Genomic DNA, 22,641 nt, shown 5'->3' with positions numbered 1-22,641 from the left:
ATCTGTAGGAGCTACCCGGGTTCCCGGGCGCGCGAGGGCGCGCCGGGAGCCCGGGCGGCACCGCGCCCCCGTTGAGCCGTCATCCGGGCACCGCGGTCGCCGCGGCCAGCAGCACCGCCGTCAGCCGATCCGCGTCCGGCGTCCCTGCCCCATAAGCGAATTGACTGGCCGTCAGCTCCGCCGTCCCGCCAAGTGGCCTCGGCCGGAGCCGGATCGCCCCGGCGCACTCCCGCTGTCGCGCGCGATCCTGCGTACACGGCCCGGCCGGCGCTCCGGGCAACGACCCCCGCCGCCGCGACTCCGCCGGTGCCGCCACCTCGCCGGTGCCGCCACCGTCCCGTTCGCCGGTGCCGTGGACCCCGGTCGCCGCCGCCGCGATCGCCACCCGCCGGTCACCGCGAACGCGTCAACGCCGCGTCGCGGACCAGGGGCACCCCGTGCCGTGCCGTCAGCGGCGCGGCGGACCGGGCCGGGGTGCGGCACGGGCCCCACCGCCTGGCCGGGGGCGGCGGGCGGAAGACGTACCAGTGGGCGCCGTCGGTCAGGACGAACGTGCACCGGGGCCAGCGCCGGGCGTACCCGGGCGCGCGCGACGACAGTTGGGCGGCCGCCAGCGGTTCGCGCGCCGCCCGCGACACCACCCCGGCCGGCGTCAGCGTCACGTTGTTGCCGGCGACCGCCTCGGAGGAGCAGCCCGCCTCGAAGGCCAGCGGCGGCACGTCGGTGCCGACCAGCGCGCACGGCGCCCGCAGCCCCAGCGAGTTGAGCCGCACCGCCAGCCCGGTCAGCGCCTCCCGCTGCCGTGCCTCGCCGGCCGCCAGGTGCCGTACCACCGCGTACTGGCCGGCCAGTTGTGCCACCAGCAGCACCGACAGCAGGCCGGCCGCCACCAGCCGCGGCGCCCGCCCCCGCAGTGCCCCGGGCGCCCCCAGGCCGAACGCGGCCACCGGCAGCGCCAGCAGCGCGTAGGACGGCATCAGGAACCGGGTGGCCGCGTAGTCCAGCAGGAACAGGTACTGCACCGACATCACCACCGCGCACGCCGACGCCAGGACGAGCGGCCCCAGCCGGTCCCGCCACCGCCGGGCGGCCAGCGCCAGCCCCGCCAGCGCCACCACCGGCAGCAGCAGCCACCACACCGTCAGCACCGGATGCGGCCAGCCCGCCGTGCACGGCCGGCACAGCATCGGCCCGTCGACCGCCCGCAGCTCCATCCCGAACGCCAGGTGCCAGCCCATGCCGCCCTGCACCTCGCTGCCCGTCCGCAGCCGCGCCAACGGGCCCCCGAACCGCCGGAACGACTCCACCACCCACGGCACCAGCCCCACCACCGCGCCGCCCACCGCCCACAACGCCGCCCCGGCACGCCGCCATCCGGGCACCACGGCCGCCGCGACCAGCAGCACCGCCGTCAGCCACCCCGCGTCCGGCGGCCGTATGAGCGCCACGCACGCCAGGCCCGCCGCCACCCCGGTGCGCCAACGCCACGCCGGACCACGCCCGTCGACCGCCCGCAGGAACCAGCCCGCGGTGCCGACCGCGCCGAACGCCACGTAGAGGTTCGGCATGACCTCGGCCGCGTAGAACTGCACCACCCACAACCCGGCGAACAGCGCCGCCGCCAGCGCCGCGACCCCGTCGCCCACCAGCCGCCGCCACGGCCAGTAGGCGGCCACCAGGCCGGTCGCCGCCAGCAGCGACATCCAGCACCGCAACACCACCACCGACCCGGTGACCAGCACCGCCGGCGCCGCCAGCCAGCTGATGCCGCGGGCGCGCGGGGCGCTGAAGTACGCGGCCGGCGCGTGGTTGCCGAACTGGCTGGCGTACACCGCCTCGTCCCAGCCGAGCGGCATCCGCAAGGTGACCGCCGACATCTGGACCAGGGTGAAGCACACGGCCACCGCCACCAGCAGCCACGCCCCGGCCCGCGCGCTCCCGCACGCGCCGGCCGCACCGGTCCCCGGCGCCCGCCGCACCCGCCCGGCCGTCGCCTCCGCCAGTCGCTCCAGCATGCCGAGTCCCTCCGGTGGCCGTGCGGGCGTGAGCCCCTGTCGGCCGCCGCGCTGACGGGAACCCGCCCGTTCCCGGGCACCAACCCTATGCCCGCGGGCGGCAGCTGATGAGCCATCAGGTAATAGCGCGCCGGCCGGGTCGCCTCGGACCGGTGGCCGGTGGCCGGTGGCCGGTGACCGAGAGCGGTGGCGGTGGCAGGGGGCCGTGCCGTCCCGGCGCACTCCCGCTGTCGCGGGGCCTCTCGGCACGCGGGACGGCCCTCCCGGTATGCGGGACGGTGCGTGGGCCGTCCGGCGACCGGCCGCCACGGACCGAGGCGCCCGCGTCGTGCCATGCCCGTCTGCGTCGGACCCGGCACCCCGCGCGGCGTCCGCACGACCGCGGAACGCGTCGACTCGCGCCCCGGGCAGCCGCCCGAACGCGTCAACCCGCCCCCCGGACGGACTCCCGACCGCGTCAACCCGCCCCAAAACAGCCGCTCGAACCCGTCAACTCGCCCTCGGAACAGACCCCCGAACGCGTCGCCTCCCTTCCCCCGAACGCCCCCGCGATCCGCCGGAGGCAAACCTCCGTCGCCCAGCTTTACCCGGCACCCCGGCCCCCGTTCACCGACGCCCCGCCCCGCCCCGGCCGCCCCCGTCCCCGCCCCCGGCGAGGGCCGCACCCACCACCGCTGTCGCTCCCGGGCAGGGGCCTCCCGGGCAGGGCCACCCCGGCCAGGGCGCCCTGCATCAACCTGACACCGCCATCCCCGCCCCGGTGTCAGGTTGTTGACAGCCGTTCGCCATCCGATGGACGCCATGCGGAAGGCCGCCTACGTTCGACCAAGGCGTGCCGGTCGAGGAGAACCAGGAGGTCGTCGGGGTGGGGTCGAAGGCGCCGGAGGGTGATCCGGATGCGGTGCCGCTGTCCTTCGGGCAGCAGCGGCTGTGGTTCCTCCAGACGCTGGAGGAGGCCGGCCACACCTACAACGTCCCGCTGATCACCCGTGTCCGGGGCCCGCTCGACGTGGACGCGCTGCGCGCGGCCGTCGACGACGTGGTGGAGCGCCACGAGTCGCTGCGCACCGTCATCGCCGACGACGGCGGCGCGGCCGTGCAGCACGTGCGGCCGGCCGCCGGGGTCCGCGACGTGCTGCTGGTGACGGACCGCGACCCCGGCGAGGCGGACGCCGTCGTCGCCGAGTGCGCGGCCCACCGGTTCGACCTCACCCGCGACATCCCGCTGCACGCACACCTGACCCGTATCGGCCCCCAGGAGTACCTCCTCGCCCTGGTCGCCCACCACATCGCCGTCGACGGCTGGTCGATGGGCGTGCTGACCGGCGACCTGTCGCGCGCCTACGCCGCCCGGTGCGCTGGCCACCCGCCCGGCTGGGAGCCGCTGGAGGTGCAGTACGGCGACTTCGCCCTGTGGCAGCGCGCGGAACTCGGCACGACCGACGACCCCGACAGCCTGACGGGTCGTCAACTCGCTTACTGGCGCGAGACGCTGGCCGGGCTGCCGGCCGAGATCGCGCTGCCCGCCGACCGTCCGCGCCCGGGGCGGCCCAGCCGGCGCGGCGGCCGCGTCGTCGTCCAGGTCCCGCCGGCCGTCGCCGAGGCCGTCCGGCGCACCGCCAACGAGGCGCACACCACCGTCTTCATGGTCGGGCAGGCCGCGCTCGCCGCGACGCTGACCCTGCTGGGCGCCGGCCAGGACATCCCGATCGGCACCCCGGTGGCCGGCCGCGGCGACGAGTCGCTCGACGAGCTGATCGGCTTCTTCGTCAACACCCTGGTACTGCGCACCGACACCTCCGGCGACCCGGCGTTCGCCGAGCTGCTCACCCGGGTGCGCGCCACCGACCTGGCCGCCTTCGACCACCAGGACCTGCCGTTCGAGCGGCTGGTGGAGGACCTCGGCCCGGTCCGCTCGGCCGCGCGCAACCCGCTGTTCCAGGTGGCGTACGCGGTCCACGACAGCGCCCCGCCGCTGCGCGTCGGCGACCTGGAGACCACCACCGAGGTCGTCGAGGACACCCCGAAGTTCGACCTGTTCGTGGTCTACGAGGACGGCGAGGAGGCCGCCGAGGTCTGCGTGACCTACGCCGCCGACCTGTTCGACGCCGACACCGCCCGGACCCTGGCCACCCGCATGGTCCGCGTCCTGGCCCAGGCCGCCGCCCGGCCCGCGGTCCGGCTCAGCGAACTCGACATCCTCGGCGCCGCGGAACGCCGCATGCTGCTCACCGAGTGGAACGACGCCCCCGCCACCGCGGAGCGCACCTGGCCGCAGCTGTTCGCCGAGCAGGTCGCGCGCGACCCCGGCGCGGTCGCCGTCGAGGACGGTGCGACCCGGCTGACGTACCGCGAACTCGACGAACGCTCCAACCGGTTGGCCCGCCACCTCATCGCCCGCGGTGTCGGCCCGGAGATCCCGGTCGCCGTCGAGATGCGGCGCGGCGCGGGCCAGCTCACCGCCCTGCTCGCCGTCACCAAGGCGGGCGGCGTCCACGTCCCCGTCGACCCGGCCCACCCCGCCGCCCGCCGCGACTTCGTGCTCGCCGACACCGCGGCGGCCCTGGTGCTGACCGACGGCGACGGCCGGGCCGGCGACCCCCGCGTCCTGCGGCCCACCGCCGCGCAGCTGGCCGCCGAGCCGGCCGGCGAGGTGCGCGACGCCGAACGCCGCGGCCCGCTGCGCCCCGCCAACACCGCCTACGTCATCTACACCTCCGGTTCCACCGGCACCCCCAAGGGCGTCGCCGTCACCCACGCCGGCCTGACCCGGCTCACCGCCGCGCACGCCGACCTGCTCGGCGCCGGCCCCGGCAGCCGGGTGGCGCAGCTGGCCTCCGCCGGGTTCGACGCCTCCGTCGCCGAGACCGCGATGGCCCTGCTGGCCGGCGGCACCCTGTGGATCGGCGAACCGCGCGACCTCGGCCGGCACGGCACCCCGGCCGGCCTCACCCACGCGCTGCTGACCCCCTCGCTGCTCGCCGCCCTGCCCGTCGGTGCCCTGCCGGCCGGCGCGGTCGTCGCCACCGGCAGCGAGGCGTGCCCGCCGTCGCTGGTGGAGACCTGGACCGCCCGGCACCGGATGGTCAACTTCTACGGGCCGACCGAGACCACCGTCTACGCCACCGCCGGCCCGCTGGCGGCCGGTGAGCCGGTCACCATCGGCAGGCCCATCGCCGGCACCCGCGTCCACGTCCTCGACGACGCCCTGCGCCCGGTACCGCCCGGGGTGCCCGGCGAGCTGTACGTCAGCGGGCCGGGCCTGGCCCGCGGCTACCTGGGCCGCCCCGCGCTGACCGCCGGCCGCTTCGTCGCCGACCCGTACGCGGCCGGCGGGCGCATGTACCGCACCGGCGACGTCGTGCGCTGGACGGCGGACGGCCGGCTGGTCCACCTCGGCCGCTCCGACGACCAGGTCAAGATCCGCGGATTCCGCGTCGAGCCCGGCGAGATCACCGGCGCGCTGGCCGGGGCGCCCGGCGTCGGGCACGCCGCCGTCGTCGTGCGCGAGGACCGGGCCGGCGACCCCCGCCTCGTCGCCTACCTGGTACCCGCCCCCGGCGCCGCCGCCGAACCGCACGCGGTCCGCGCCCACCTCGCCGGCCGGCTGCCGGAGCACCTGGTGCCCACCGACTACGTGGTGCTGGACGCGCTGCCGCTGACCCGCAACGGCAAGCTGGACCGCGCCGCCCTGCCCGCCCCGGACCTGGCCCGGCCCACGGTGCGCACCGCGCCGCGCGACGAGGGCGAACGGCGGCTGTGCGCGGTCTTCGCCGAGGTGCTCGGGGTCGACGACGTCGGTCTTGAGGACTCCTTCTTCGAACTCGGCGGCCACTCGCTGCTGGCGATCAGACTGGCCGCCGAGGTCCGGGCCCGCGGCATCGGCACGATCGCGGTGCGCGACGTCTTCGAGTCCGCGACCGTCGGCGACCTGGCCGCCCGGCTGACCCCGCCGGTCGCCGCGGCGCCCTCCGGCCTGATGAGGATCGCCAGGGAACGGCGCGGCGTGCCCGCGCCGGCCGGCGCCGACCGGCGGGATAACGCGTGACCGGCACCGAGCGGCAGGTCGTCGAACTGCCCGCCTCCGTCGCCCAGCAGGCCCTGTGGCTGGTCGACCAGGTGGGCCGGTCCGCCGCCGCCTACAGCATCGCCTGCGTCCTGCGGATCGACGGCGCCTTCTCACTGCCCGCCGCCCGCACCGCGTTCGAGACCGTGGTGCGGCGGCACGAGAGCCTGCGGACCGCCTTCAAGGTCAGCGACGGTGAACTGCTCCAGGTCATCGACGACCCCGACGACGACGAACCGGTCCGCCTCGACCTCACCGAGCACCCGGTCGCCCCCGACGCCCTGCACGGCCGGCTCACCGAGGAGGCCGGCCGCCCCTTCGACCTGGTCGGCGGACCGCTGCTGCGGGTACGGATTCTCACCACCGCCCCGGACAGCCGCGTGCTGATGCTGCTCGTCCACCACATCGTGGTCGACGGCACCTCGATGTCGATCGTGCTCGACGAGTTCGAGGCGCTGTACAACGCCGCGGTGGCCGGCACCGCCGCCGTCCTGCCCGAAGTCGCCTTCCAGTACGCCGACTTCGCGCACTGGCAGCGCGAACGCCTCACCGCCGAGGCCGTCGACGCCCACACCGCCTTCTGGCGCGAACGGCTGGCCGGCGCACCGGTGCTCGACCTGCCGACCGACCGGCCGCGGCCCCCGGTGCAGTCCCACCACGGCCTCGCGCACCGCTTCCGGCTGCCCACCGCGGTCAGCGCCCGGCTGCGCGAGCTGGCCCGCGACGAACGCGCCACGCTGTTCGCCACCCTCTTCGCCGTCCACCAGGTCCTCGTCAGCCGCTACGCCCGCACCCACGACGTGTGCGTCGGCGTGCCGCTGAGCACCCGCAGCCTGCCCGAAGTGGCCGGCGTGGTGGGCCTGTTCGTCAACCTCACCGTCTTCCGGGTCGCCGCCGGCGACAACCCCACGTTCCGCGAACTCATCGGCCGGGTCCGCGACGAGACCCTCGACGCCGTCGAGCACGCCGAACTGCCCTTCCCCTGGCTGGTGGAACGGCTCGGCGGCGAACGCGACCTGAGCCGCAACCCGCTGTTCCAGACCACCTTCTCGGTGGAGCCGCTGCTGTCGGCCGGCATGCGGCTGACCGGCGCCGAGGTGACGCCGGTCCAGCTGTACCCGGGGGTGGCGAAGTTCGACCTGGGCCTGGCGGTGGAGGACGACGGCACCGACCTGTTCTGCGTGCTGGACCACGACGCCACCTTGTTCGACTTCGAGACCGTCGAGCGGATGGGCGCGCAGTACGTCCGGCTCGCCGAGCAGGCCGCGGCCGATCCCGACACCCGGATCGACGCCCTCGACCAGCTGCCGCCCGCCGAACGCCGCGAACTGCTCACCGGCTGGAACGGCACCGCCGGCCCGCCCTGCGCGACCACCGCCGCCGAAGCGTTCGCGGCCCGGGCCGACGCCACCCCCGACGCCCCGGCCGTGCTCGCCGACGACGCCACCGTGACGTACCGCGAACTCGACGAGCGCGCCAACCGGCTGGCGCACCTGCTGCGGGAGGCCGGCGTCGGCCCGGAGGACGTGGTGGGCGTCTGCGTCGACCGGTCGCCCGCGATGATCACCACGCTGCTCGCGGTGCTCAAGGCCGGCGGCGCCTACCTGCCGCTCGTCTCCTCCCACCCGGTCGACCGCCTGCGGCACGTCGCCCGCGAGGCCGGCGCCCGCGTCGTCGTCACCACCTCCCGGTACGCCGACCGGTTCGCCGCCGGCCACCACGTCGTCAGCCTCGACGGCGACGCCGCCGCCATCGCCGCCCGGCCCGCGCACCGCCCGCGCTCCACCGTCCGCGCCGAGAACCTGGCGTACGTCATCTACACCTCCGGCTCCACCGGCACCCCCAAGGGCATCGCCATCACCCACCGGGCGCTGGCCTCCTTGCTGCTGGACACCGGCCGCCCCGGCCCGGGCCCCGGCGACGTGCGGCTCCAGCTCGCCCAGCTGTCGTTCGACGCCTCCGTCTGGGAGATCTTCGGCCCGCTGTTCACCGGCGGCGCGATCGCCCTGCCGCGCGAGGGACTGCCCTTCCCCAGCGACCTCATCGACGCGCTGGCCCGCCACCCGGTCACCACCTTGATGCTCATCGCCCCCCAACTGCACCTGGCCGCCGAGGAGTTCCCCGAAGCGCTGGACGGCGTCCGCGAGCTGCTGGTCGGCGGCGACGTGCTCTCCCCGCACCACGCCGCGACCATGCTGCGGCACCGGCCCGGCCGCCCCCTCGTGCAGATCTACGGCCCCACCGAGAGCACCGTCGTCGCCACCAGCCTGCCGCTGACCGACGTCGACGACAGCCGCCGCAGCGTGCCGATCGGCCTGCCCATCGCACACCGCACCGCCTACGTCGTCGACGACCGCGGCGCCCTGGCGGCGGTCGGGGTGCCCGGTGAACTGTGGCTCGGCGGCCAGGGGCTGGCCCGCGGCTACGCCGGCGCCCCCGGCCCGACCGCCCGGCAGTTCGTCGCCGACCCCTTCGGCCCGCCCGGCGGCCGGCTGTACCGCACCGGCGACCTGGTACGGCGGCTGCCGTCCGGACAGCTGGACTTCCTCGGCCGCCTCGACGGACAGGTGAAGGTGCGCGGCTTCCGCATCGAGACCGGCGAGATCGAGTCCGTACTGCTGCGGCACCCCGCGGTACGCGCCGCCGCGGTGATCGCCCGCGACGACCTGCCCGGCGGCCGCGGCCTGGTCGCCTACGTCGTCCCCGACGGCCCGCCGCCCTCCGACGCCGCCCTGCGCGCCGCGCTGCGCACCGCCCTGCCGGAGTACATGGTGCCCGCCGCCTTCGTCCCGCTCGACGCGCTGCCGCTCACCGCCAACGGCAAGGCCGACCACCGTGCCCTGCCCGCCCCCGTCTTCGGCGACCCGGACCCCGCCGCCGCGGGCACCGCGCCGCGCACCCCCACCGAGACGGCCGTACGGGACGCCTGGTTCGCGGTGCTGGGGGTGCCGGGGATCGCCCGCGACCAGAAGTTCTTCGAGGCCGGCGGCAACTCGCTGCTGCTGGCCGCGCTGCACGACCGGATCACCACCGCCTTCCCGGACGTGCCGTTCTCCCTGGTGGAGATGTTCGAGTTCACCACCGTCGCCGAGATCGCCGCCGTCCTGGACGACCGCCGGCTGCGGCAGACCGCGGAACCGGCCGACTTCGACGTCTGACCCCCCGCCGCGCCCCGGCCCCCACCGCCCACCCCTCCGACGCGAAGCCCCCGCCGACGCGAAGCCCCCGCCGACCAGCCGCCAACGTAGAGCCCCCGCCGCAACGCCCCCGCCGACCAGCCGCCCGACGTACCGGCCCCGAAGCGAAGCCCCAGACGCGAAGCCCCCGACGACCGGCCCCGGACGCGGGACCCCAGCCGCTCAGCCCCCCGCCGACCGGCCCCAGCCGTACAACCTCCCGGCGACCACCCCCGACGACGAACCAGCCCCCCCGACGAGCGCCACCGCCCACCGCGAGCAGAAAGACGCCGACATGCCGACCTCCGCGCACTCCGGGCCTCCCGCCGGCACCGCCGCCCCGGCCTTCGAGCCGATCGCCGTCGTCGGCATGGCGGTCCGCATGCCGGGCGCCGAAACGGCCGCGGAACTGCACGCCCTGCTGAGCGAGGGGCGCGACCTGGTCGGTCCGCCGCCGGCCGGCCGCCTCGCCCTGAGCGGGCTCGACCCGGCCTCCGGCGGCCACGGGCGGATGTCCATGGTGCGCGGCGTCGAGGAGTTCGACCGCGAGTACTTCGGCATCACCCCCGCCGAGGCCGAGGCGATGGACCCCCACCAGCGCCTGACGCTCCAACTGGCCTGTGCCGCCGTGGAGAACGCCGGCTACCGCCTGTCCGCGCTGAGCGGCAGCGCCTGCGGCGTCTTCCTCGCCGCCCCCAACCGCGACTACCAGCGACTGGTCGGCGACAGCGACGTGCTGACCCTGCTGGGCACCCAGCCGTCCGCGCTGGCCGGCCGGGTCTCCTACCTGCTGGGCCTGCACGGGCCCGCCGTCGTGCTGGACACCGGCTGCTCCAGCTCGCTGATCGCCCTGCACTACGCGTGCCGCGAACTCGCCCTGGGATCGGTCGACACCGCGCTGGCCGGCGGCCTGAGCCTCACCCCGGTGCTGGCCGCCGGCGATCAGAGCGAGGGCTTCTCCGAGGTCGTCTCCGACGACGGCGTCTGCCGCGCCTTCGACGCCGACGCGGCCGGCACCGCACCCGGCGAGGGCGGCGGCGTCCTGCTGCTCAAGCGCCTGGACCGGGCGGTCGCCGACGGCGACACCGTGCACGCCGTGGTCCGCGCGGTCGCCGTCAACCACAACGGCCACCGCTCCAACGGGTTCTCCGCCCCCGGCCTGACCGCCCAGGTCGAGGTCGTCGAACAGGCCTGGCGCGAGGCCGGCATCGGGCTGGACCGCCTCACCCTGCTGGAGGCGCACGGCTCGGGCACCCGGCTCGGCGACATGATCGAGATCGAGGCGGCCCAGCGCGTCCTGACCGCGGCCGGCGCCGGCCGGCACGCCTGCGCGATCGGCTCGGTCAAGACCAACCTCGGCCACCTCGGCAACGCGGCCGGCGCCGCCGGGCTCATCAAGGCGATCCTCCAGGTCCGGCACGCCACCCGCTACCGCTCCCTGCACTTCGAACGCCCCAACCCGCAACTCGCCGCGCACGGTGAACCCGTCCGGGTCAGCACCGAGACCGCGCCGTGGACCACCGACGGCCCCCGGGTGGCCGGCGTCAGCTCCTTCACCCTCATCGGTACCAACGCCCACGCCGTCGTCGAGCAGGCCCCGCCCGCCGCCCGCCCGCCGGCCGGCGTCCCGGCCCGCCCCGACCTCGCCACCGTCTCCGCCCGCACCCCGGCCGCGCTGGAGCGGCTGCTGGCCGCGCTGCGCGACTGGGCCCCCGGCCTGGACCCGCGCGACCTGCCCGACGCGCTGTTCGTCCTCAACGCCGGCCGCGACGACCACGCCTGCCGCGTCGCCTTCCCGGTCACCGACGCCGCCTCGCTCACCGCCGCCCTGCGCGACGCCCGCGCCCCGGGGAGGGCGGCACCGCGGCGCCGGTACGTCCTGGTCATCGGCGAACCCGGCGACGCGCCCGCCGACCCGGCCGCCTGGAGCGTCTTCCCCGCCTACCGGCATGCCTACGACGCGGGCGGCGACGCGGTACCGGCCGCCGTCCGCCACCAGTACGCCGCCGCCACCGCCCTCGGCGCCCTCGGCGTGCGGCCCGCCGTCGTGCTGGGCACCGGGCGCGGCCGCGCCGTCGCCCGCGCGCTGCGCGGCGAACTGCCGCTGGCCGACGCCTGGGCCGAGCCCTTCACCCCGCCGCGCGACGCCGCCGCCAGGACCCGCGACGTCGTCGCCCGCCTCGCCGCCGGCGAACCGTCCGCGTTCCGGGTGCTCGGCCAGGTCGACCCCGCCTTCGACGCGCTCGCCGCCGCACCCCACGACCTCGCCGCCTGGCAGCTCCCGCACGCCGCGGCGCTGCCCGCCGCCGTCGCCGCGCTCTACTGCGCCGGCGCCGTCCTCGACTGGGACGCCTGGTACGCCGGACGGCCGCACCGGCGCCTGGAACTGCCCACCTACCCCTTCGAGCCCACCCGCTGCTGGCCCGAGGCCACCCCCGCCGGCGCCCGGCCCGCCCCGGCCGCCGCCACCGCCGCGACCGGGACGCGGACCGGCGAACCCGGCACGCCGCAGGACGCCGAGACCGCCGTGGCCGGCATCTTCGCCGACGCCCTGAAGATCGACGGCGTCGACCGCGAGTCCGACTACTTCGACCTCGGCGGCAACTCCGTGCTGGGCCTGTCCGTGCTGGAACGCGTCAGCAAGCGCTTCGGCGTCAAACTCACCCTGCCGGCCCTGTACGAGTCCAGCACCGTCTCCGCCCTGGCCGCGCTGATCGCCTCCCGGGCCGCCCGCACCGCGACCGCGCCCGCCCCGGCCGGCATCCCGCGCATCGCCGCCGGCGGCCCCTACCGGCCCAGCCACGGGCAGGAGGCCCTGTGGTTCCTCGACCGCTTCCAGCCCGGCACCGCCGTCTACAACGTCCCGCACGACCTGCACCTGGACGGCCCCCTCGACATCGCCGCGCTGCGCACCGCACTGACCGCCCTGGAGACACGGCACATCTCGCTGCGCACCCGCTTCGTCGAGGTCGACGGCGCCCCCCGCGTCGTCCTGCGCCCGGCCGGCGCCGACGACCTGCTCGTCCACGACCTGACGGCGCTGACCGACCCCGCCGAGCGCACCGACCGGGCCCGCGAACTGCTGCGGGCGGCCGCCGCGGCCCCGATGGACCTGGCCACCGGCCCGCTCTACCACAAGACCCTGGTGCGCCTCGCCGCCGACGACCACGTCCTGCTGCTCGTCGCCCACCACAGCGTCTACGACGGCTGGACCCCGCAGATCCTCGACCGCGACCTGTGGGAGTTCTACGACGCCGCACTGCACGGGCGCCGCCCCGAACTGCCCGAACTACCGGTCAGTTACCTCGACTTCGCCGCCTGGCAACGCGAACGGCTGGCCGGGGGGCGCCGCGAGGAACTGCTGCGCTACTGGCGTGCCGCCCTCGACGGGGTCCGCCCCTCCGCCCTGCCCACCCCGCTGCCGCGCCCCGCCCAGCTGTCCGGCCGCGGCGACGGCCACCGGTTCACCATCCCCGCGCCCGTCATGCGCCGGCTGAAGGAGCTGAGCCAGGCGCAGCGCGGCTCGCTGTTCATGACCATGCTCACCGCCCTGAAGACGCTGCTGGTGCGGTACGGCGGCGAGGACGACGTCGTCGTGGGCACCACCACCGCCGGCCGTTCGCACAGCGACGTGCTCGACCTGATCGGCTACTTCAACAACGCCGTCCCGCTGCGCACCGACCTCGGCGGCGACCCGACGTTCCGCGAGGCGCTGGCCCGGGTGCGCCGGACCGTCATCGACGGCATCGACCACGACGAGCTGCCGTTCGCCATGACCGTCGCCGACCTTCAGCCCGAACGCGACGCCTCCCGGCACCCGCTGTTCCAGATCGCCTACATCCACCAGAACAACGCCAACGACGCCCGCGAGCTGAGCGCGGGCCTGCGCTACCGCGCCGACCGCGCGCTGTTCGGCGGGCTGCCGCCGGGCACCGCCAAGTGGGACCTGAGCCTGGCCGTCGTCGAGATGGCCGGCACCGACGAGATGGACGCCACCTTCGAGTTCAGCGTCGACCTGTTCGACCGGGCCACCATCGTGCGTCTCACCGACTCCTACCTCACGCTGCTCGCCGGCATCGCCGCCGACCCCGACACCCGGCTGTCCGCCCTGCCGCTGCTGCCCGACGACGCCCGCGGCGCACTGCTGGCGGCCGGGCGCGGCCCCACCGCCACCGGCCCCGGCGTGCTGTCCGCCGCCGCCCGCCCGGACGCCGCCGCCCGCGCCCTCGCCGCCCGGCTGCGGGCCCGCGGCGTGCGCCCCGGCGACCCGGTCGCCGGGCCCGCCACCGGTGCCGGGGCGGTCACCGCGTTCCTCGGCACGCTCGCCGCCGGCGCGGTCCACGTGCCGTACGACCCGGACGCCCCGTTCGTGCGGCAGGCCGCCGTCCTGGCCGCCGCCGCGCCGAAGCTGCTGATCACCACCGCCGGCACCGGCCACGCCGTGCCGTGGCCGGGCGAGACCCTCGCCCTCGACGGCCCGGCACCGGCCGGTGCGGCCCAGGGCGCCGACCCCGCGCCGGCGCCCGCCGCCGCCGCCGTCGTGCTGTACGCCGCCGACGGCCGGGCGCTCGACGGCCTGGTCCTGGACCACCGGGCGCTCGCCGCCGCCTGGGGCGACCCGGTCGCCGCCGACCTGCCCGATCTGCTGGCCGCGCTGCTCCGCGGCCACGAACCGGCCGGCCCCGGACCGCTGTTCGCCCCCTCGACCCCGACCGGCGACCCGCGCTGGTCGGCCCTGGGCACCCCGGCGCCCGGCGTCCGGCTGCGCGTCCTGGGTCCGGACCTGCTCCCCGTACCGCACGGCGTCGTCGGCGACCTGTACGCCGCCGGCACCGCCACCGGTGGCGGATACCGCCTGCCCGGCCGGGAGGCCCCCGCCGGCCTGCTGCCCGACCCGGACCCCGAGCGGGCCGGCGCCCGCATGCGCGCCACCGGACGCCGCGCCCGGATCACCGCCGCCGGCGTCGTCGAGGTACGCGACCCGGCCGCCGCCACCGCGCCCGCCCCGGCGTCGGCCGCCCCCGCCGCCGCGCCGCGCGCCGAGGCCCCCGAGGGGCCGATGGAGAAGTCGCTGGCCGGCATCTGGGCCGAACTGCTGGGCTGCGAACCCGGCCGGCACGACGACTTCTTCGCCCTCGGCGGCCACTCGCTGATGGCCATGGCGGTCCTGAGCCGCATCAGCGTCGAGCACGGCGTGCGCGTCCCGGTCAGCGCCTTCTTCGACCACCCCACCCCGCACCTGCTGGCCGGCGTCGTCGAGGCGGCCGGCGGCCGGGTGACCCGCTCCCCGGCGGTGGCGCTCCAGCCGCGCGGCACCTCCACCGCGCTGTTCTGCCTGCACCCGGCGGGCGACAACACGCTGTCCTTCCACGCCTTCGCCCGCCACTTCGCCCCCGACGTACCGCTGTTCGGCGTCCGCGCCGAACCGCCCGGCGCCGGCGCCACCGCCGAACAGCGCGTCGCCGCCTGCGTCGCGTCGATCCGCGCCACCCGCCCGCACGGCCCGTACCGCCTGCTGGGCTGGGAGTACGGCACCGTGCTGGCCCGCGAGGCCGCCGACCTGCTGGCCGCCGCCGGCGAACGCGTCGACTTCGTCGGCCTGGTCGAGACCGGCGGCACCGCCGCTCCCGCCTCCACCGCCTGGCGCGGCCGCGTCCACCGCTTCCGCAACCCCGCCGCCGCGCCGCAGGACCCGGTGCCGGCCACCGGGGCGGCGGACACCGTCGTCGAGGTGAGCGAGGACCTGACCGCGCCGCTGCGCCGGTACGCGCGCGAACTGGCCGCCGCCGTACGGTCGGTGCTGCCCGCCGACCCACCGGCACCGCCGGCCGCCGCGCCCCGGCTGGAGCTGTACCCGGACCGGCCCGGCGCGGCGGCCGGCGGCTCCGCCACGGTGCGGCCGTTCCGGCTGACCGAGGCGGTGGCCGGCGCGCTCGGCGCCCTGCCGGGCCGACCGCCGTCCGCGGCCGGCGTGCTCGCCGCCGTCGCCGCCCTGATGACCGGCCTGACCGGCGAACACGACGTCGTCGTGGGCCTGCGCGACGCCGGCACCGGCGAGTGCCTGCCGGTGCGCGTCGACACCGGCGGCGACCCGGACCTGGGCACCCTGGTCAAACGCGCCGAGGCCGCGCTGGCCGCCGCGGCCGACCAGGACCTGCCGCCCGCCGCGCCCGGTGGGCGCCACCCGCTGGTCGCGGTCGCCGTCGAGATCGGCGACGGCGCGGCGGGCCTGGAGACCCCGCACGGCGCCCTGGACCTGCTGTGGCGGGTGCGCGCCGGTGAACAGGGCGTCTCCGGCGCGCTGTTGTGCGACGCGGGCCGCTTCACCCCGCGCACCGCCAAGCGCCTGGTGGAACGCTGGCGCCGGCTGCTGACCGCGCTGACCGCGCCGGGCACCACCGTGGACGCCGTCCCGCTGCTCGACGCTGCCGAGGAACGCTCCTTGCTGCACGACGGCAACGACACCGCGCGCGACCGCGAACCGGGCGCCACCGTGCCGTCGCTGATCCGCCGCCAGGCCGCGGCCACCCCGCGGCGCACCGCGGTCTCGCTGGGCGCCGAGCGGCTGACCTACCGCGAACTCGACGACCTGGCCGGCCGGCTCGCCGACCGGCTGCGGGCCGCCGGCGCCGGACCGGAGAGCGTGGTCGCGGTGTGCGCGGAACGCTCCGTCGAACTCGTCGTCGCGCTGCTGGGCACGCTGTACGCCGGTGCCGCCTACCTGCCGCTCGACCCGCACTACCCGCCCGACCGCCTCGCCCACATGCTGCGCGACTCCGGCGCCGCCCTGCTGCTGACCGGCCCCGGCGCCGTGCCGGCGATCGAGGACACCGGCGCCGAACGCCTGCCGGTCGACCTCGCCGCCCTGCGCGCCGCACCCGCCCCGGCCGCCGCCCCCGGGGGCGCACCGCTGCCGGACCACCCGGCCTACGTCATCTACACCTCCGGCTCCACCGGCCGGCCCAAGGGCGTCGCCGTCCCGCACCGCGGCGCCGTCAACCGGCTGCTGTGGGCGCAGGAGCACACCCCGCTCGACGCGCACGACCGGGTGCTGCAGAAGACCCCGATGAGCTTCGACGTGTCGGTGTGGGAGTTCTTCTGGCCGCTGATCGCCGGCGCCGCCGTGGTGCTCGCCGAACCCGGTGCGCAGCGCGACGCGTTCGCCCTGGGCGACCTCATCGCACGCGAGCGGATCACCACCGTCCACTTCGTGCCGTCGATGCTGCGGCTCTTCCTCGACGTCGCCCTGCCCGGGCAGCTCGACGGCCTGCGCCGGGTGGTGTGCAGCGGCGAGGTGCTGCCGCCGGACGTGCGCGACCGGCTGCTCGCCGCCTGCCCGGCCGACCTGTTCAACCTCTACGGCCCCACCGAGGCGTCGGTCGACGTCAGCGTGTGGGACTGCCGGCACGACAGCGCCCTCGCCACCGTGCCGATCGGCCGGCCCGTCGCCAACACCCGGCTGTACGTGCTCGACGCGCGGCTGCGGCCGGCGCCGCTCGGCGTGCCGGGCGAGCTGTTCGTCGGCGGTGCCGGGCTGGCCCGCGGCTACCTGGGCCGGCCCGGACAGACCGCCGCCCGGTTCGTCGCCGACCCGTTCGGCGGCCCGGGGGAGCGGCTCTACCGCACCGGCGACCGCTGCCGGGTGACCGATGGCGGCGTCATCGAGTTCCTCGGCCGGCTCGACGACCAGGTCAAGCTGCGCGGCCTGCGCGTCGAACCCGGCGAGATCGAGGCGCTGCTCACCGCACACCCGGCGGTGACCGCCGCCGTCGTCGTGGTGGCCGAAGTCCGCCCCGGCACCCAGCGGTTGGAGGCCCACCTCACCGGCACCCGCGGCGACCGCACGCAGGAGGAACTGCGGGCCGCGCTCGCCGCCCGGCTGCCCGCGCACATGCTGCCCGACCGGTACGTGTGGCGCGAGGACTTCCCGCTGGAGGCCAGCGGGAAGCTCTCGCGGCGCGCGCTGGCCGCCGAGGCGGGGGAGGGCCGGTGACGACCGACCACGGCTCGGCGGCCGGCGTCTCCGCCGGCGGCCCGGTGACGACCGCGGCTCAGGCGGCCGGCATCTCCGGCAGCGGCCCGGTGACCTCGATCAGCATGCTGCTCCAGGCCGCCACCGGCGCGCTGTTCATCACCAGCACCAGATCGCCCGGCTGGAACTCCCCGTCGTCCATGCCCGCCCGCAGGTTCAGCCCGATGTCGGAGGACCCCACGTGACCGTACTCGCGCAGGTTGCGCCGGCAGGCCCGCGCGATGGAGATGTCGAAGTTCTGCTCGTAGAAGTCGAACGAACCCGATGAGAGGTTCTGGGTGACGAAATGGTCGACGTCCTCGATCGCCAGACCCTGCCGCGCGAGCATGTCGTCATTCATCCGCCCGAATCGCTTACGGGTCTCCACGGCCAATGAGAAGGAGTAGCGCCGGGTGTCCCGGCATACCTCGGTCCACGCGTCGAAGGACTGCCCGAGATAGTCGACCTGGAACAGGTCCCAGTATTCGCCGTTGGTCTCCAGCGTCATGTCGAGAATGCGCAGCGGCCCGTCCTGAGAGAGGTGCAGCGCCATGGCCCCGTCCCCGTTGAGCGTCACCGGACGCCGGTACCGCCGCGGTCCCGGCGGTGTGCAGCCGTGCGCCACCACCACCCCCGGCAGCGCGGCGTCCGCGGCCAGCAGCCCCCGGCCGGTCAGCAGCGCCGCCGAGACCGACACGCACCCCAACTCCGACACACCGAGGGCGAAAGCGCTGGTCAGGCCGGAGTCGCGCTGGGCCCGGGTCGCCTCGGAGGCCATCAGCGCCTGCGGGTACCGGCCGCCGACGAGCAGGAAGGCGCCCGCCCGGGCCGCGTCGCCGTCCGCCAGCAGCAACCGGGTCGCCTCGACCGCCAGGTCGGTGGCCGACCGGCCGTCCGCGTCGCGCACCGCCGCCACCCCGAGCTGTTCCACCACCGCCAGATCGGGACCGGAAAGCCGCTCGCGCTCGGCGACGGCCGCCACCTCCAGCCGTTTTTCCGGGAGCACCGTGACGATGTTCGATATCGCAGCCATATCGCTCTCCTTCGATCGGGCATCCGGCAGCGGACCCGGGAACGCCCGGCATTCTCGCACAGCGGTCCGTGAAAGCAACGGATGCGCCCGATGAAATCCCAGGACAGCACCGGGAATACCGCGCTGCGAACGAAGCGGGCGAATCCGTGGATCGTCGGCCGCTTTCCCGCGGCCGGGTCCGGCCTTCGCCTGCTGTGCTTTCCGCAGGCCGGCGGCGCGGCCGGCGCGTTCTCCTCCTGGCGCGGCCGGCTGCCCGCCGGCGTCGAACTGCTGCCCGTCGAACTGCCCGGCCGCGGCACCCGGGCCGCCGAACCGCCGCCCGGCACCCTCCAGGAGCTGGCCGCCGCCGCGCTGGACGCCCTGCGCGGTGAACTGCGCGCCCCCTACGCCCTGTTCGGCCACAGCTTCGGCGCGCTCGTCGCCCACGAACTCGCCCGCCGGATCCACCGCGCCGCCCTGCCCGCCCCGCGCGCCCTGCTGCTGTCCGCCGCCCGTCCGCCGCACCTGCCCGCCCCCGACACCCGGCGCGGCCGCGTCCACCGGGCCGGCGACGCCGAACTGCTGGCCTGGCTGCGCGAGACCGGCGGCATCCCCGACGCCCTGACCCGGCACCCCGACCACCTGCGCGCCGTGCTCGCCGCGGTGCGCTGCGACATCCGCCTGACCGACTCCTACCGCCTGGAGCGACCCGAACCGCTGCCCTGCCCGCTGCACGTCTTCGGCGGCCTGTCCGACCCGGTGGTCCCCCCGCGGGACCTGGAGGAGTGGGACGCCTACGAAGGACCCGACTTCAGCCTCACCCTCCACCCCGGGGACCACTTCTACCTCTACGCGGCCCCGGACGCCCTGCTGCGCGACATCGCGCGCCTGACGCGTACCGCGGCCCGACCCGAAGGGAGCAACACGCCATGACGATCTCGCCGGTCGCGGTGATCGGCGCCGGGACCATCGGTCGCGGCGTCGCCCACAGCCTCGCCGCCACGGGCCACGACGTGATCCTGGCCGACATCGGCCAGGACGTGCTCGACGAAGCCCTCGGCCACATCCGCCGCGAACTGCGCTTCGCCCGCTTCCTGGGCCGCCCGTGCGGCGAGGACGACGACGCCACCCTCGCCCGCATCACCACCACCACCGAGCTGGCCGACGTCGCCCGGGCCGCGTTCGTGGTGGAGAACACCACCGAGGACTGGGAGATCAAGCGCGAGGTCTACCGGCGCCTCGACGAGATCTGCCCGCCGGCGACCGTGCTGGCCGCCAACACCTCCTGCGTGCCGGTCACCCGCATCGCCGGGCAGGTCCGCGCGCCCGAACGCGTCATCGGCATGCACTTCATGAACCCGGTGCCGCACAAACCGGTCGTGGAGATGATCCGCGGCGTCCACACCAGTGAGGCGACCATCGCCCGCGCCCGCGAACTGCTCGCCGGCATGGACAAGACCGGCATCCTGGTCAACGACTCGCCCGGCTTCGTCGCCAACCGGGTGCTGATGCTCTCCATCAACGAGGCCGCCTACCTGGTGCAGGAACGCGTCGCCGAACCCGCCGAGATCGACCAGATCTTCAAATCCTGCCTCGGCCACAAGATGGGGATGCTGGAGACGGCCGACCTCATCGGCATCGACACCATCCTCAAGAGCATCGAGATGCTCCACGACAGCTTCAGCGACAGCAAGTACCGGCCGTGTCCGCTGCTGCGCCGGATGGTCGACGCCGGCCGCCTCGGCAAGAAGACCAACCACGGCTTCTACACCTACCACTGAGCCCGCCGCCCGGAGAGGAAACGACCATGAGCACGCCGGAACCGCACGAGGTGCGCGAGCAGACCAGGCAGTACCTGACGTCCTCGCTGTCGAGGCAGATCGGCGACGACGAGGACATCTTCGCCGCCGGATTCGTCAACTCGCTGTTCGCCGCCCAGCTGGTGATGTTCGTCGAGAGCCGCTTCGGCATCGAGGTGGAGAACAACGAGCTGGAGCTGGCCTACTTCAGCTCCGTCAACGCGCTGACCGACTTCGTGACCTACAAGGCCGGCAAGGGCCGGGCGGCGCAGCCGTGCGACTGACGCCCACCCCGGAACTGGCCGCGCTGCGCGACCGGTTCCGGGACTTCGCCGACAAGGAAGTGGCCCCGCACGCGGCCCGCCACGACGCCGAGGAACGCGTCGACCGCGCGATCGTCGGCCGGCTCGCCGCCGAGGGACTGCTCGCCCCGCTGCTGCCCGCCGGCCTCGGCGGGCGCGGGCTCGACCCGATCGCCTACGGCCTGCTGCACGAGGAGATCGGCCGGGCCTGCTCGTCGGTGCGCAGCCTGCTGACCGTGCACGACATGGTCGCCGACAGCGTCCGGCGCTGGGGCACCCCGGCGCTGCGCGAGCGGTGGCTGCCGCGGCTGGTCAGCGGCGAGGCGCTGGGCGCCTTCGCCCTCAGCGAGCCGGACGCCGGCAGCGACGCCGCGGCCGTGGCCACCGTCGCGCGACCCGGCCGCGACGGCGGGCACCACCTGCTCACCGGCACCAAGCGCTGGATCACCTTCGGTCAGCTCGCCGACGTCTTCCTGGTCTTCGCCCGCACCCCGGACGAGGGACCCACCGCGTTCCTCGTCGCACGCGACCGGCCCGGCCTGAGCGTCGAACCGCTGCCCGGCATGCTCGGCACCCGCGGCTCGATGCTGGCTGAACTGCGCTTCGACGACTGCCCGGTGCCGCGCGACCACCTGCTGGGCGCCCCCGGCCGGGCCCACCCGTTCATCACCACCTCCGCGCTCACCCTGGGCCGCTACAGCGTCGCGGCCGGCAGCGTCGGCATCGTGCGCGCCTGCCTGGAGGCGTCGGCCGGCTACGCGGCCGGGCGCGGCGTGCTGCAGCACCAGCTGGTGCAGCGGATGGTCGCCGACATGGTGGTCTCCGCCGAGGCCGGCCGCCTGCTGGCGCTGCGGGCCGGTGAACTCATCGGCGCCGGCAGCCCGCACGCGCCGATGGCGGCCACCGAGGCGAAGTACTTCGCCGGCCGGGCGGCCGCCGACGCCGCGCGCGACGCGGTGCAGATCCACGGCGCCGCCGGCTGCTCGCCCGACCACCCGGTCGCGCGTTACTACCGCGACGCGAAGGTCATGGAGATCATCGAGGGCGGCAACGAGGTCAGCCAGACCATGATCGGCCGCTTCGGCCACACCGCCGGACACTGAGGGGAACACCGGTATGAGTACGCAGTCCGCCGACGCGCCGGCCGCCGGGACCCCGGCCGCCCCACCGGTCAAGTGCGTGGTGTGGGACCTGGACAACACCCTGTGGAGCGGGGTGCTGCTGGAGGACGCCGAGGTGACCGTGCGCCCCGGCATGGCCGAGGCGGTCCGCGAACTGGACGCCCGCGGTGTCCTTCAGTCCGTCGCCAGCCGCAACGACCCGGCCACCGCGACCGCCCGGCTGGAACGGGCCGGGCTGGCCGGCTACTTCCTGGTGCCGCGGATCGGCTGGGGCGCCAAGTCGGAGTCGGTGCGCCGCATCGCCGCCGACCTCAACCTGGGCCTGGACGCCTTCTTGTTCGTCGACGACGACCCCTTCGAACGCGAGGAGGTCAGCGGCGCGCTGCCCGCGGTGCGCACCGCCGAGATCACCGGCCCGCACGACGTCGCCGCGCTGCTGGCCCGCGCCGACCTCACCCCGGCGGTGGTCACCGGCGACGGCGCCCGGCGGCGGCTGATGTACCAGGCGGAGCAACGCCGTTCGGCCGCCGAGGAGGACTTCGCCGGCACCCCGCAGGAGTTCCTGGCCGGCCTCGGCATGCGGCTGGCGGTACGCCGGGCCGGCCCGGGCGACCTGGCACGCGCCGAGGAACTGACGGTACGCACGCACCAGTTGAACGCCACCGGCTACACCTACTCCCACGACGAGCTGGACGCGCTGCGCTCCTCGGACCGGCACGTGCTGCTGGTGGTCGACCTGGCCGACCGGTTCGGCGACTACGGCACCGTCGGCCTGGTGCTGCTGGAGGGCGACGCGCCGGCCGGCCGGGAGACCTGCTGGACGCTGAAGCTGCTGCTGGTCTCCTGCCGGGTGATGGCCCGCGGGATCGGCGCCGTGCTGCTCGGCCACGTCATCGCCCGCTCGCGGGAGCGGGGCGTGCGGCTGCGGGGGGAGTTCGTGCCCACCGACCGCAACCGGATGATGCTGGTGTCCTACCGCTTCGCCGGCTTCGCGCTCGCCGAGGAGCGGGCGGACGGCGTCGCGGTCTACGAGTACCGCGCGGCACCCGGCGCCGCGGCGGTCCCCGCGGTGCCCGACCACCTGACCATGACGTCGCACCTGTGACGGTCAGCAAGTGGACAACGCTTGTCACCATGTG

10 protein-coding genes are annotated in these 22,641 nt (G+C 76.1%); 8 read left to right on the top strand and 2 right to left on the bottom strand.

Features of this window, described 5'->3' with window-relative positions; genetic code table 11:
• Positions 1-392 precede the first annotated feature (392 nt).
• Positions 393-2,015, bottom strand: a complete 1,623-nt coding sequence (locus tag POF43_RS27165) for a glycosyltransferase family protein (RefSeq protein ID WP_282704803.1) — start codon at positions 2,013-2,015, stop codon at positions 393-395.
• Positions 2,016-2,847: 832 nt separating this feature from the next.
• Between POF43_RS27165 and POF43_RS27160 the strand changes: the two genes are divergently transcribed.
• From POF43_RS27160 to POF43_RS27150, 3 genes are all read left to right on the top strand, one after another.
• Positions 2,848-6,063: a non-ribosomal peptide synthetase gene (locus tag POF43_RS27160; RefSeq protein WP_271324690.1), complete on the top strand. Its 3,216-nt coding sequence runs from the start codon at positions 2,848-2,850 to the stop codon at positions 6,061-6,063.
• A complete protein-coding gene (locus POF43_RS27155; protein ID WP_271324689.1) occupies positions 6,060-9,239 on the top strand; it encodes a non-ribosomal peptide synthetase in 3,180 nt (1,059 codons plus the stop codon). Before POF43_RS27160 ends, POF43_RS27155 begins: the two co-directional genes overlap by 4 nt.
• 313 nt (positions 9,240-9,552) lie before the next feature.
• Positions 9,553-17,250, top strand: a complete 7,698-nt coding sequence (locus POF43_RS27150; RefSeq protein WP_282704802.1) for a non-ribosomal peptide synthetase — start codon at positions 9,553-9,555, stop codon at positions 17,248-17,250.
• Positions 17,251-17,308: 58 nt separating this feature from the next.
• On the opposite strand, the gene POF43_RS27145 is transcribed toward POF43_RS27150, so the two are convergent.
• A complete protein-coding gene (locus POF43_RS27145; protein ID WP_271325188.1) occupies positions 17,309-18,301 on the bottom strand; it encodes a 3-oxoacyl-[acyl-carrier-protein] synthase III C-terminal domain-containing protein in 993 nt (330 codons plus the stop codon).
• A 90-nt stretch (positions 18,302-18,391) separates the two neighbouring features.
• Here POF43_RS27145 and POF43_RS27140 point away from each other — a divergent pair, with 90 nt between their 5' ends.
• Genes POF43_RS27140 through POF43_RS27120 form a run of 5 tightly spaced genes read left to right on the top strand, consistent with a single transcriptional unit; the run spans position 18,392 to position 22,607 of the window.
• A complete protein-coding gene (locus POF43_RS27140) occupies positions 18,392-19,213 on the top strand; it encodes a thioesterase II family protein (RefSeq protein WP_282699180.1) in 822 nt (273 codons plus the stop codon).
• Positions 19,210-20,061: a 3-hydroxyacyl-CoA dehydrogenase family protein gene (locus POF43_RS27135; RefSeq protein WP_271315503.1), complete on the top strand. Its 852-nt coding sequence runs from the start codon at positions 19,210-19,212 to the stop codon at positions 20,059-20,061. Before POF43_RS27140 ends, POF43_RS27135 begins: the two co-directional genes overlap by 4 nt.
• A 26-nt stretch (positions 20,062-20,087) precedes the next feature.
• Positions 20,088-20,363 carry an acyl carrier protein gene (locus POF43_RS27130; protein ID WP_271315504.1) on the top strand — a complete coding sequence of 92 codons (276 nt, stop codon included), beginning with the start codon at positions 20,088-20,090 and terminating at the stop codon, positions 20,361-20,363.
• On the top strand, positions 20,354-21,484 hold the full coding sequence (locus tag POF43_RS27125; RefSeq protein ID WP_271315505.1) for an acyl-CoA dehydrogenase family protein: 1,131 nt from the start codon (positions 20,354-20,356) through the stop codon (positions 21,482-21,484). Before POF43_RS27130 ends, POF43_RS27125 begins: the two co-directional genes overlap by 10 nt.
• A gap of 13 nt (positions 21,485-21,497) precedes the next feature.
• Entirely contained in the window at positions 21,498-22,607 is a 1,110-nt protein-coding gene (locus POF43_RS27120) for an HAD-IIIC family phosphatase (protein ID WP_271323289.1), read from the top strand.
• Positions 22,608-22,641: the final 34 nt, after the last annotated feature.

This window comes from Streptantibioticus silvisoli (genome assembly GCF_027947535.2).
Classification (GTDB): Bacteria; Actinomycetota; Actinomycetes; order Streptomycetales; family Streptomycetaceae; genus Streptantibioticus_C; species Streptantibioticus_C silvisoli.
This window is presented reverse-complemented; position numbering and strand designations above follow the sequence as displayed.

Coding starts and splice junctions, on each gene's coding strand:
- POF43_RS27120 (WP_271323289.1), top strand. CDS start 21,498: ATGAGTACGCAGTCCGCCGACGCGCCGGCCGCCGGGACCCCGGCCGCC.
- POF43_RS27130 (WP_271315504.1), top strand. CDS start 20,088: ATGAGCACGCCGGAACCGCACGAGGTGCGCGAGCAGACCAGGCAGTAC.
- POF43_RS27135 (WP_271315503.1), top strand. CDS start 19,210: ATGACGATCTCGCCGGTCGCGGTGATCGGCGCCGGGACCATCGGTCGC.
- POF43_RS27140 (WP_282699180.1), top strand. CDS start 18,392: ATGAAATCCCAGGACAGCACCGGGAATACCGCGCTGCGAACGAAGCGG.
- POF43_RS27150 (WP_282704802.1), top strand. CDS start 9,553: ATGCCGACCTCCGCGCACTCCGGGCCTCCCGCCGGCACCGCCGCCCCG.
- POF43_RS27145 (WP_271325188.1), bottom strand. CDS start 18,301: ATGGCTGCGATATCGAACATCGTCACGGTGCTCCCGGAAAAACGGCTG.
- POF43_RS27165 (WP_282704803.1), bottom strand. CDS start 2,015: ATGCTGGAGCGACTGGCGGAGGCGACGGCCGGGCGGGTGCGGCGGGCG.